We start from the raw sequence: 11,733 nt of genomic DNA on the forward strand, positions 1-11,733 counted from the left end.
GCGGCGCCACTGGTCGTCCTCGCGGTAGGCGGAATGCGGCGTACCGCCCTGCCGAAGGGGCAGCCCGCGGCGCATCAGGCGTCCTCGCCGCCCATCTGCCGCTGCAACTCCCACAACGACTTGAAGAGCCCCGGCACTTGGGTGAGTTGGGCGTAGGTGCCCTCCTGCACGATCCGCCCCCCGTCCAGGACGACGATCCGGTCGGCGACGGCCACGTTGGCGAGCCGGTGCGTGATCAGCAGCACGGCCCGGTCCTTGGCCAGCTCACGCAGCCCGGAGAAGACCCGGTGCTCCGCGCGTGCGTCGAGGGCTGCCGTGGGTTCGTCCATCACCAGCAGCGCCGCCCGCCGGTGGAAGGCGCGAGTGAGAACGAGCCGCTGCCACTGCCCGCCGGAGAGCTGCTGCCCGCCGAACCACTCACTGGTCAGGAGGGTGTTCAGACCGGAGCGGAGGCCCGGCAGCAGCTCGGCGGCCCCGGACGCCTCGCACGCGGCGAGGAGCGCGGCATCGCTGGTGTCGCCCTGCCCGAAGGTGATGTTGTCGCGCATCGTCAGCGGCAGGTAGGTGAACTTCTGTGGGACCAGGGCGACGTGTTCCCACGCCTTCCAGGGGTCCAGGTCCGCCGTGGTGGCGTGGTCCCAGGCCACTTCGCCCTCGGTGGGCAGCAGCAGCCCGCACAACAGGCGGGAGAGGGTCGTCTTGCCGGAGCCGTTCTCCCCGACGAGGGCCACGATCTCGCCGCGCCGCACGTGGAGGGAGACGCCGCTCAGGCTGTCCTTCGGGGCGCGGTCATAGCGGTAGGTGACGTCACGGACCTCGAAGCGCTCGGGGACCGAGGACAGGGGCGCGGTGCCGCGGGAGTCGGCCATGGCCTGGCCGTGGGCGTTGTCGAGGAAGTTCTGCCAGTCCTGCACGTACCAGCCGGTGCGCACCAGGCGGGCCCCGCCGTTGATGATGCCGCGCACCGAGCCGGTGGCGGTCTGGAGGGCGAAGACGGCGCCGCCTCCGGCCGCCAGGCTCATGCGGCCGGAGGCCAGGAGCCACAGCAGCGCCGCCCACACGGCCGTCGAGGCGATCCCACCGGCGACCGCGCCGGCCAGTCCCATCCGGGCGCCGGTGTTCGCGGCCTTGCGTTCGGCCGCGTTGACGGAGGCGGCCAGCTTGCGGTACCGGCCGGTCAGGAAGGGGCCGGCCAGGCAGGCGCGCATCTCCTCGCTGGAGTCCATGTAGGCCATGTGCCAGCGCAGCTTGCTCAGCATCCGGCGGCGCCCGGAGGTCTCCAGGCCGGCGAGGTAGATCACGCGCGCGGAGCGGACGTACGCGGCGGCCTGCGGCAGGCAGGTGAGGAAGAGGAGGGGAAGGAGCAGCGGGTGCAGGACGGTCAGGACGGCGGCGCCGGCCGCGAGCGTGGCGGTCGCCGCGAGGACGTCCTGCGCCTCCTCCACGAGGTCGGGGGTGACCTGGGCGCCGCGGTCGGCGATGTCGTAGGCGTCGTTGTAGCCGGGCTTGTTGTTGGCGGCCAGTTCCGCGCCGAGCGCGGCCTCGATCATCGTCAGCTCCGCCGCCCGGCCGAGCACGGGGCGCAGCCGCGCGGTCAGCCAGACGACCGCGATGCCCAGCAGTGCGCGCAGCCCGGTGGCGGCGGCGATGACGGCCAGTCGCGGGGCGGCTTCCCACAGCCGCTCGGTGATGTCGCCGGAGGAGATCAGCGCGGTGATCGTTCCGGTGACGGCCAGGAGGCCGAGGGCCGCGAGGACGCCCGTCCCGATCTGGCACACCAGCAGACCGATGGTCGCGCCCCGGTCCACCCGCCAGGCCATCCGCACCGAGCGCAGCACGAGCGCGGGCAGGCGCCGCGCCATGGTGCGGGTGGTCAGCAGGGAGCCGGCCTGGAGCCGGGACGCGTCGCGGTAGAGGTATTCCTCCTCTCGAACACCGCCCTCCTGTGTCTCGTCCTCCTGCGAGGTGCCTTTCGGCGGCTGAGGTGGCTGATCCTGTGTGATGGCCGAGGTCATCGATCCCCCTAGGACGGTCGCTGCGGCGGAGTCGTGAGGACCAACGACCCGGCACCGATATCGAACACACGTCATTCGGTCGTACCGGGAGTCCCCAACCGCCTGCCCGAGGGAGCACTACGGGCCCGGGACACCAGGTCCCGCTTGAAGGCACTCCGGGCAACGGGTGGCCGAAACGCCGACGTCGTCCCGATCCCGCACCCGCGGACCGGACGAACTACTCGATGCGCCGGGAAACCATGCCGGAAGCCGTTCGCCGTCCGAGTCGCGTCGTGTCAGCGTCCCGGCGCCATGAACGGTGATCACGAGCGGGATGCGGCTCTGGCACAGGCGATACGGCTGCGCCGGCAGGGGCAGAGTGGGCAGGCCCGGGAGCATCTGTTGATGTTGGCACAGCAGTATCCACACGATGTCGAGATCGCCTAGCAGACGGCCTGGGTACATGACCTGCTCGGCTTGGAGGACGAGGCCGCCCCCTTCTACGAGCGGGCGCTGGCCGGTCCACTATCACCGACAAGGTCATGGACGGCATGGCCGAGTGGCAGAACCGGCCCCTCGACGTCGTCTACCCGGTCGTCTTCATCGACGCGATCCACGTGAAGATCCGCGACGGTGCGGTGGCCAACCGGCCGATCTACGTGGCTCTCGCCGTCACCGCGGAGGGCCGACGGGACATCCTGGGCCTATGGGCCGGCGACGGCGGTGAGGGCGCCAAGCACTGGATGGACATCCTCACCGAGATCAAGAACCGCGGCGTGAACGACGTCCTCATGCTGGTCTGCGACGGTCTCAAGGGCTTGCCCGACGCGGTCGAGACCGTCTGGCCCAGGACGATCGTGCAGACCTGTGTGGTCCACCTGCTGCGGAACTCCTTCCGCTATGCCGCCCGCCAGGACTGGGACACGATCGCTCGTGTTCTCAAGCCCGTCTACACCGCGCCGACCGAAGAGGCCGCACTCGAGCGGTTCGCCGAGTTCGCCGACACCTGGGGCAAGAAGTACCCGGCGATCGTCCGGCTCTGGGAGAACGCATGGGAAGAGTTCACCCCATTCCTCCGCTTCGACACCGAGATCCGCCGCATCGTCTGCACCACGAACGCGATCGAGTCCGTGAACGCCAGGATCCGGCGGGCGGTCAAGGCACGCGGGCACTTCCCGAACGAGACCGCCGCCTTGAAGTGCGTCTACATGGCCATCATGAGCCTGGACCCCACCGGCAAGCGCCAGGCCCGCTGGACCATGCGCTGGAAAACCGCCCTGAACGCCTTCGACATCACCTTCGGCGGCCGACTCTCCGCAGCCCGTCAGTAACCCCAACCACCCTGGTTACACCGCTCGTTTGACAGACCCGTCAGCGGACTGTCCGGAGCAGGGCCCTGACGTGTGCCGCTGAGCGCAGGGTGCAGTTGCCTCTGTTTATCGCCCTACCTGGTCCCGACCGCCGAGCATCATGAAGCGTACAACTTGCGTCAAACCCCAACCAAGTACTTGCTCATATCGGATAGGCGGACCGAATTGCCCCTCTTTCAACCTGCTTCGAGGCGCCGGCCGTGGCGTCGGCGTACGACGATCTTCTGCGCAGCGTCGGTTCCCTCGCTCACGACCACCTTCCCCGCAGGGGCCTGCGCCCCTTCCGGGCCCCCTATGCTGCCGAGGACACCAGGAGGACTGAGGTCCGGGTACGGGGAGATCGCCGAACCAGTGCAGGGTTCACACGATCCGGACCACCCTGTATTGCGCGGGCACTCGCCAAGAACGATGCTCTACTCCTCAGGCTTGAACCCTTGCGTGTGCTGGTCGGCGGGGCGAATGGCGTATATCACCGCAGGCGGTGAGAGCGGGTCGGGCACGACAGTGCCCAGGAAGCGCCCCGGAGGCTGGACGGGGGTGGGATGGGGCTGAGGAGGTGGATCGGGGGTCCGGCTGTTGTCGTCGAGTAGCAGGGTGAGCAGCGGGCCGTTCAGGGTGTCGGTGTCGAGCACCGCGTCCGTGTGCAGGGCTACGGCTTTCAGTACGGGTACCAGGCCGGGATACTCCGTGCCCGCCGCGTCGAGCTGTTGTTGCACCATGTCCCACCAGGGGTGAGGCGCGGGTGGTCTGGTGCCGGCGAAGCCGGGTTCGAAACGCTCGATGCACTGCCCGTCACGCCAGTACGCGAAGCTGTTCATGCCATCGCCGCCCCGTAGGACGCTGAAGGTCTCGGTGCCTTGCGACAGTGCCGACAGCGGGCCAGGCATCGCGCCCATGAGCCCGTATTCCTCAAAGCAGAACGCCCACGCGTCCAGGGTCCCGGCCCGCAGCACAGAGCCCTCTGTCCCGCTGAGCTGAGCGGCTTGTTGCCGAGTGAGGAGTCGGGCGGTTCGGCTGTCGGCTCCGTACCGGGCAAGGACGTCGTGAGGTGTGATGCCGCGGGTGAGGCTCGCGCACCACATCCCCATGCCAGGATCGGCAGCCCATGCCCACTGCGTGGGCGAGGACTCTTCCACGTGATCTCCTTCAAGCTTTTCAGAGGAGGGCCCCGGGAGTCATTCTCGGGGCCCTCCTCGGTGCGCAGTAATCAGGCGACGACGTTGACGTTGTACTTCTCGGTGTCCAGGACGCGCTGGCTCTTCACGAAGGCCCCGTACTTGCCGCCGGCGGACTGGTTGGCCGGCAAAGCGACATGAGCCCGTACACACGGCTCGTTGAAGGTGACCGGCTTGTCCGTACGGGCCTCGTAGAGCATCCACTGGCCGTTCTGGAACAACGGGAGGATGTCGGCACACAGAGCACCGTCGGTGCCCCCCTCGAACGAGCCGGCGAAGGGGAACTCGTCGCACGAGTCATCCGGTACGTACTGCGGGAGCAGGGCGAACGGGTCACTGCTCTGGGCCCCACACGTACGTGCCCGGTTGGCATCGTTGAGCCCATCCGCCCGGCTCAGCGGAGCCCAGCCACGTAGGTTGGCCTGGGCAAAGCCGTAAGCGGCCGCTGCCGCGCCGTGATTGGGGTCGGAGAGCGAGTACTCCAGAGTGGCCCTTCTTTCGGGGATGACACATCCCGGCGTTGCAAGCTCTGCATCGCATCGCAGTTTCGCCTGGACTGGGCTGTCCCAGTTGACGTTGGGCTGCGTGGGAATGCTGCCGGTGGTGGTGACGTACATGTGGTACTTCGTCTGGAAGCTGTCCGACGCACCGGCAGTGACGTCGTGCAAATCCCTTTCGAGGCGGCGGTAATCGGCGTCATTGACCCGCAGTGCCGCAATGCGCTTGCGCTCGGCCGCCTGCTCCCGACGCTGCGCCTCGGCCTCGTCGATACGACTGAGGATGCGCCGCACCACCCGGGCCCGCAGCTTGCCCATCCAGAACAGCAGTCCCAGCAGCACCGAGAAGAGTGCCACGGACGCGACGGCGACCGATACGCGCGTGACCGTCCCGGTCACCAGCAGCGTCACGCCGGGCCCGAACGCGAGTTGCTCGGGTGGCCCGATGGGCAGGGCCACGGCGAACGTGACCACCGGGAGCGCCAGGGCAGCCAGCGGCAGCAGCCAGACCGTGCCGAGCAGCAGCAGCCCGAGGTAGCCGACGTCGTCCCAGCCCACCTCGGCGGACCGGTGCTCCCGCTCCACCTCCCGGTCCGCCTCGGCGGACCGGTGTGACGGGTCCCCGGGGTCGCCGCTGACCGAGTGGGCGAGCAAGCGCTCCAGGTCGGCGAGGGCCCGCAGCAGCGGCAGGCTGAACGACATGCCGTCGCGCAGGACCGCCATCCGGGCCGGCACCTGCCGCAGCACCTCGCCCAAGGTGTGGTCGGTCCCGGACGGCCGCCGCCGCGCCGCCGGAACGGCCCACCGGACCACCGCCGCCGCACCGCGCACGGCGACGACGACCGCTGTCGGCAGGCCGACGAGCAGGAACCACGACACGGCGCGCAGCGCCAGGGAGGCCGCCAGGAGGGGGACCAGCAGCAGGCCGACCAGACTGCCCACGGAGAGGTAGATCAGGCCAGCGGCCAGCCGGTAAGGAGTCGGGAGCGTCACGGGACTACGGACCATGGTGTGTCAGTCGGTTCTGTTCTTCAGCCTCTCCAAGCCCCGCAGATAGTCCAGTACCGCCAGCACCCGGCGGTGGTTCTCACCCGAATTGGGAATCCGCAACTTGCCGAGGATCGACGTGACGTGCTTTTCTACTGCGCGTTCGGAAATGCCGAGCCGGTTCACAATTCCGCTGTTGGTCAGCCCCGTCGCCATGAGTTCGAGCACTTGGCGTTCGCGCGGCGTCAGCAGTTCGGTGGCGCGCTTCTCGCGCGGACTTCCGATGAACTGCTTGAAGATGTCGGAGTCCAGGACGGTTTCCCCGCGCCGTACCCGGTGCAGGGCGGAAAGGAATTCCTCGAAATCCCCGACGCGCTGCTTCAGCAGGTACCCTGTCCCCGTCGGCGCGTCCCGGACCAGCTCCTCGGCGTAGGTAGGCTCCACGTACTGGGAAAGGAGCAGAACTGCGGTGCCGGTGCCGAGATTCTGTATCTCCAAAGCGGCGCGTATGCCCTCGTCCGTGAATGTGGGCGGCATGCGGACATCCATGATGACCACGTGCGGCCGGGTGGTCCGGACGACTTCCAGTACCCCCGTGGCGTCGCTCAGCGAAGCGACCACCTCGATTCCTTCGTCCGCCAGCAACCTCGCCATTCCGGCTCGCAAGAGCGCGGAATCCTCGGCGATCGCGACGCGCATGGAGACTCCTGCTCGCTAGGATCGTGCCAACCAACCGCCGGGCATGCGCCGCCCAAAGGTGAAGGGAATTGGAGCTGTGTGGGGGGCATCAGCATAGGCGCGGCACGATGGGTGACGCTACGCCGAGCGCCGCGTGACCACGGGCGGACGGACCTACTGGCGGGAAGTGACCATCGTGACGCCGGCTTGCCGGAGCAAACGGCCGGTCGCCGCCAGGCTCACCACCACGCCCACGAGCACGCACGCCGCGGTGAGCGCCGCGAGCATCCCCCACTCCACGCTCAGCGGCGCCTCACCACCGAACACCGTGAGCGATCCCTGATAGGCCCGCGCTCCCACCGCGACCACTCCCGCCGCGATCAGCACGCCCAGCGCAGAGGCGGACAGCGTCTCCCACAGCGCCATCCGGCGCACCTGTCCCACGCTGACGCCGAGCATCCGCATGCCCGCGATCTCCCGTCCGCGCCGGCTGTACGACATCACCAGCGTGCCCGCCACCGCGATCAGCGCGTACAGCGACGCGGGCACCGTCAGCACCGCCAGTACCAGCCGGTTGAGCCGGTCCTGGTCGGTCGCGGCTTCGCCGAACCACTGTGCCGACGGCACCACCCTGACCCGGTCCGCGCCCACGCGCGCGGTCAGCTCAGCGGCCACCGCCCGCGCCGAGCCCGCGGCCTCCTTGTCGAGCAGTACGGCGGCACGCGACGGAGCCGGGGCCGGGGCCGCGCCCCGCGAACCGGGCGGCAGCAGCAGTGGGGGCACGGCCGACCCGCCTTCCAGCACCGCCACCACGCGGGCCTTGACTGGCCGGCCGCCGAACAGTCCGTACGTCACCGTCGATCCCGCGCGATACCCGTACCAGTCGGCGAACTCCCGCGACACGGCGATGGTTCCCGGCCGGAGCGGACCGGGGGATCCGTCGACCACGGTGATCCGGTGGGTACGGGCCAGTGTGGTCGGGTCCGCGATCGCCGCCTGTTCCTTCCACACCGAGTCCGGGCCCGCCACCGCCACCTCCAGCGCGGCGGGCGCCGAGACGGCCGTCACCCTCGGGTCGGCACGCAACGCCGCTACGTCGTCCGTGCTCAGCTCGTCGCCCCGGGCGGGCTCCACGACGAGTTGTGCGACGGTACGCGCCCGGTCGTCCGCCTCCGTCGCCGCGCCCGTGGTGGACAGCACCGTGGTGAAGGCGCCGACGATCGCGAGGATCGCCAGCACTGGCCCCACCAGGGACGCCGTACGCCGCCGCGACGTGCGCACCGACTCCGCGGCCAGGCGCCCGGCCACCGGGTCGGCCCAGCGCAGCGGCAGCGCCATCAGCCGCAGCAGAGGCGGCAGATACACCGGTCCCAGCAGCGTGGCGGCGACGGCCAGTGCCATCATGCCGAACAGCGCCAGCGGAGTTGCCGCCTCCGCCCCGGCGCCGGGGGCCAGCGCCAACATCACCGCACCGGTCACGAGCATCAGCACGCCCATCACTCCGCGTCCCGCCGTCATCGTCCGGGCGTCCAGGTCCGCCTCGCGCAGCGCCTCCGTCGGGCGCACCCGGGCGGCCCGTCCCGACGCGGCCAGCATCCCCAGCACGGCCATGAACAGACCGCTGCCCGCCGCGAACACGAGCGGCCAGAACAACGGTCCCGGTCGCAAATCGACCGGCGACAGGCCGGTGCCGTTGAGCGCCTCCACGGCGACCGGCGCGGCCCCGGCGGCGACCGCGCACCCCGCGAGCGCGGCGGGCACCGCCACCGCCAGTGACTCGCCCAGCACCATCCGGCGCACCTGCGGCCCGCCCGCGCCCACCAGGCGCAGCAGTCCCATGTCGCGGCGGCGCAGGGCGATACCGAACGCGCATGTGCCGACGATGACGAACACTGTCACGAACGCGGACACCACCCCCGCCAGCGCCAGCACACTCTGCACCCCGCCCAGGTCCAGGTCACCACTGGACAGGGTGTGCGCCGTACCGGTGCCGTCCGTGAGCGTCACCGACGGGTTGCCGGCACCCGGCGACGTCGGCACCGCCCATGTCGCGGCCAGCGCCGAGGCGGACACTCCGATCAGTGCCACGCCGAGCGCGAGTGCCACGAACGTACCGGCGAACAGGGCCCAGGAGTGCCGCACCGAGCGAAGGGAAATCCGCCACATCACCGCTCCCACAGGCTCAGCCGGCGGGCGACCGCGTCGGCCGTGGGGTGGTCGAGCCGCCCGACGACCTTGCCGTCCGACAGGAACACCACCCGGTCCGCGCACGCCGCGGCCGCCGGATCGTGGGTCACCATGGCGACCGTGCGCCCTCCCCGGTCGACCACGGCGCGCAGCAGCTCCATGATCTGCCGGCCGCTGCGCCGGTCCAGGGAACCGGTCGGCTCGTCGGCGAAGACGATCTCCGGCTCGGCCACCAGTGTTCGCGCGATCGCCACTCGCTGTTGCTGGCCACCGGACAACTGCGCGGGCCGCCGGTCCGCCTTGTCCTCCAGGCCCACCTCGCGCAGTGCCTCCATGACCCGGTCCCGCTTCACGCGCCCGCCCCGCAGGCGCAGCGGGAGCGCCACGTTCTCGTACGCGCTCAGCATCGGCAGCAGGTTGAACTGCTGGAAGACGAAGCCGATCCGGCCGCGGCGTACCGCCGTCAGCTCCCGCTCGTCGCAGGCGGCGAGATCTGTGTCGCCAAGGAGGACCTTGCCACTGTCGGGCTTGTCCAGGCCGGCCGCGCAGTTCAGCAGCGTCGTCTTGCCGGAACCGGACGGGCCCATCACAGCGGTCAGCGCCTGTTGCGGAAAGCCCAGGCTGACCTCCCGCAGTACCGGGACGCGGCCCGCGGCGCCCGGATAGCTCTTGGAGACGGCGGCCAACTGGACAGCGGGGAGCTGGATATCGGTGAGCAGTGACATGCTCCCAGTCCAGCAGAGCGGGCGGCCCAGGTCAGTGGGCCTGCGGAGAGACATGGAGGGAGGGTTTTCCCTACCATCCGCCGGGGCGCGCCGACCGGTTAGAGTAACTGGTGGACCCGCACGCGCATGCCCCGGAGGGACACGCATCATGACCGTCGCCGTCTGGGAGGCCATGCGACGGCGCCCCTTACGTTTCGCTCTCTCTACCTGGCCGCCGCGGTGTTGGGCGTTCCTGCTGAGCGGCACCGTCGTGGGCTTCGTCGCGTTGCTCCTCCTGGCCGCCCTCCTCTTCGTCGGCATCGGCCTGTCCGTGGTGGGTGTCGGACTGCTCGTCCTCATGGGGGTCGCCGTCCTGGGAATCCCCGTCGCCGCCCTGGAGCGGCGCCGGTTACGACTCGTCGAACCGGAGCCCCTCCTCGACCCGCACGGCTCCCTGCCCGGTACGGGCGCCTGGCCGTGGCTGCGCACCCGGCTGCGCGAGCGGGCCACCTGGCGGGAACTGGGGTACACCCTCGCCCTGGGCGTCGTCTTCACGGCCATGGGGATCGGCTTCACCGCCCTGCTCGGCCTGTCTCTCATGCTGACGGCGACGCCGGTCATCGTGTGGGCGATCGCTCCCGACACGGTGATGCTGGTGCCCGGCCAGCCCATCTCCGACCCCGTCGCGGCCCTGCCGGGCAGCGCCGCGGGCCTGTTCGGACTGCTGGTCTCGGCGTACGTGGGTGGGCTGCTCACCGGCGCGCAGGTGTGGGTCGCCCAGTCCCTGCTGTCGGTGCGGGACGAGGACCTGAGCAGCCGGGTCATCGAACTGACCCGCTCCCGCGCCCGGTTGATCGACGCGTTCGAAGCCGAGCGGCGACGTATCGAACGCGATCTGCACGACGGCGCGCAGCAGCAACTCGTGGCGCTCAGCATGACCTTGGGACTGGCCGAACTGGAGCTGCGCGGCCAGGACTCGCCGGCCGCTGCGCTCATCGTCCGTGCCCGCGGCGAGGCACGCCAGGCGCTGGACCAGTTGCGTTCCCTGGTACGCGGCATCCACCCCCAAGTCCTCACCGACCACGGGCTGTCTGCCGCCGTCGCCGAACTCGCCCTGCGCAACCCGATCCCGGTGACCGTCGACGTCGACCTGCCGCACCGGCTGCCGTCGGCAGTCGAGACGACGGCGTACTTCACCGTCACCGAGGCGCTGACCAACGCCTCCAAGCACAGCGGCGCCGACCAGGTCGCCGTCGTCGGCCGCCTGCGCGACGACAGGCTGGTCCTGCTCATCACCGACAACGGGCGCGGCGGCGCGGATCCGGCCATCGGAGCAGGTCTGCAAGGATTGGCGGACCGCGTGGCCATTCTGAAAGGGAGACTCGTCGTGACCAGTCCCGCCGGCGGACCCACGCAACTGCGGGTGGAGGTGCCGTGCTCCGCGTAGTACTCGCCGAGGACTCCGTCCTGCTGCGTGCCGGTCTGGTGGAACTGCTGTCCCGAGTCGGACACGAGGTGACCGCCGCCGTCGGGGACGCCGGAGAACTGGCGCGCGCCGTGGACGCCGACCGGCCGGACGCGGTCATCACCGATGTGCGGATGCCGCCGGACTTTCGCGACGAGGGGCTGAAGGCGGCGCTGGAACTGCGCGACCGGCACCCGGGCCTGCCGGTGTTGGTGCTGTCGCAGTACGTCGCCACGGCCTACGCGACCCAGTTGTTCAGCGGCAGTTCGTCGGTTGAGGGAGGACTCGGGTACCTGCTGAAGGACCGGGTCGGGGAGGTCACCGACTTCCTCGACGCGCTGGACCGGGTCGCCGGCGGGCAGACCGTGATCGACCCGGAGGTGGTCCGGGTGCTACTGCAGCAGCGGACCGCCGACGAGCCGCTGCAGCGCCTCACGCCCCGCGAGCGGGAGGTACTGGCCCTCATGGCGGAGGGCCTCAACAACCAGGCCATCGCGCAGCGGCTCACCATCACGGAGGCGTCGGTGGTCAAGCACTCCAGCAACATCTTCATGAAGCTGGAGCTCGACCCGGCCGAGGGAAACCGCCGAGTCCTGGCGGTCCTCGCCCACCTCCGCCGCGAGGTCCCGCCGGTCTGACCGGGGCGCACCACACCCGCCCGCAGGAGGACCGGAGA

8 protein-coding genes and 1 pseudogene are annotated in these 11,733 nt (G+C 70.3%); 3 read left to right on the forward strand and 6 right to left on the reverse strand.

Translation table 11 applies throughout. The features are described from left to right. Positions 1 to 74: 74 nt before the first annotated feature. Positions 75 to 2,015 (reverse strand): ATP-binding cassette domain-containing protein, encoded by a 1,941-nt coding sequence (locus tag J5Y05_RS01925; RefSeq protein ID WP_210867964.1) that lies wholly within the window; start codon positions 2,013 to 2,015, stop codon positions 75 to 77. Positions 2,016 to 2,515: 500 nt separating this feature from the next. Here J5Y05_RS01925 and J5Y05_RS01930 point away from each other — a divergent pair. Further along, positions 2,516 to 3,325, forward strand: a pseudogene (locus tag J5Y05_RS01930) (IS256 family transposase); the annotation flags it as partial. Positions 3,326 to 3,777: 452 nt separating this feature from the next. On the opposite strand, the gene J5Y05_RS01935 reads toward J5Y05_RS01930, so the two are convergent. From J5Y05_RS01935 to J5Y05_RS01955, 5 genes are all read right to left on the reverse strand, one after another. Continuing rightward, positions 3,778 to 4,500 carry a DUF6461 domain-containing protein gene (locus J5Y05_RS01935; RefSeq protein WP_210867965.1) on the reverse strand — a complete coding sequence of 241 codons (723 nt, stop codon included), beginning with the start codon at positions 4,498 to 4,500 and terminating at the stop codon, positions 3,778 to 3,780. 71 nt (positions 4,501 to 4,571) lie between these two features. Next, positions 4,572 to 6,029 (reverse strand): sensor histidine kinase, encoded by a 1,458-nt coding sequence (locus J5Y05_RS01940; RefSeq protein WP_210867966.1) that lies wholly within the window; start codon positions 6,027 to 6,029, stop codon positions 4,572 to 4,574. A gap of 21 nt (positions 6,030 to 6,050) precedes the next feature. Beyond that, positions 6,051 to 6,722 carry a response regulator transcription factor gene (locus tag J5Y05_RS01945; RefSeq protein WP_210867967.1) on the reverse strand — a complete coding sequence of 224 codons (672 nt, stop codon included), beginning with the start codon at positions 6,720 to 6,722 and terminating at the stop codon, positions 6,051 to 6,053. Positions 6,723 to 6,875: 153 nt separating this feature from the next. Further along, on the reverse strand, positions 6,876 to 8,843 hold the full coding sequence (locus J5Y05_RS01950; RefSeq protein WP_307853653.1) for an FtsX-like permease family protein: 1,968 nt from the start codon (positions 8,841 to 8,843) through the stop codon (positions 6,876 to 6,878). A 23-nt stretch (positions 8,844 to 8,866) separates the two neighbouring features. Continuing rightward, positions 8,867 to 9,613, reverse strand: a complete 747-nt coding sequence (locus tag J5Y05_RS01955) for an ABC transporter ATP-binding protein (protein ID WP_210867969.1) — start codon at positions 9,611 to 9,613, stop codon at positions 8,867 to 8,869. 148 nt (positions 9,614 to 9,761) lie between these two features. Here J5Y05_RS01955 and J5Y05_RS01960 point away from each other — a divergent pair, with 148 nt between their 5' ends. Next, on the forward strand, positions 9,762 to 11,039 hold the full coding sequence (locus tag J5Y05_RS01960) for a sensor histidine kinase (RefSeq protein ID WP_210867970.1): 1,278 nt from the start codon (positions 9,762 to 9,764) through the stop codon (positions 11,037 to 11,039). Beyond that, positions 11,027 to 11,695, forward strand: coding sequence for a LuxR C-terminal-related transcriptional regulator (locus J5Y05_RS01965; protein WP_210867971.1), 669 nt, complete (start codon positions 11,027 to 11,029; stop codon positions 11,693 to 11,695). Before J5Y05_RS01960 ends, J5Y05_RS01965 begins: the two co-directional genes overlap by 13 nt. Positions 11,696 to 11,733 lie beyond the last annotated feature (38 nt).

Origin of the sequence: Streptomyces tagetis, assembly GCF_018069565.1 — a bacterium.
Taxonomy (GTDB): domain Bacteria; phylum Actinomycetota; class Actinomycetes; order Streptomycetales; family Streptomycetaceae; genus Streptomyces; species Streptomyces tagetis.

Coding starts and splice junctions, on each gene's coding strand:
- J5Y05_RS01925 (WP_210867964.1), bottom strand. CDS start 2,015: ATGACCTCGGCCATCACACAGGATCAGCCACCTCAGCCGCCGAAAGGC.
- J5Y05_RS01945 (WP_210867967.1), bottom strand. CDS start 6,722: ATGCGCGTCGCGATCGCCGAGGATTCCGCGCTCTTGCGAGCCGGAATG.
- J5Y05_RS01955 (WP_210867969.1), bottom strand. CDS start 9,613: ATGTCACTGCTCACCGATATCCAGCTCCCCGCTGTCCAGTTGGCCGCC.
- J5Y05_RS01960 (WP_210867970.1), top strand. CDS start 9,762: ATGACCGTCGCCGTCTGGGAGGCCATGCGACGGCGCCCCTTACGTTTC.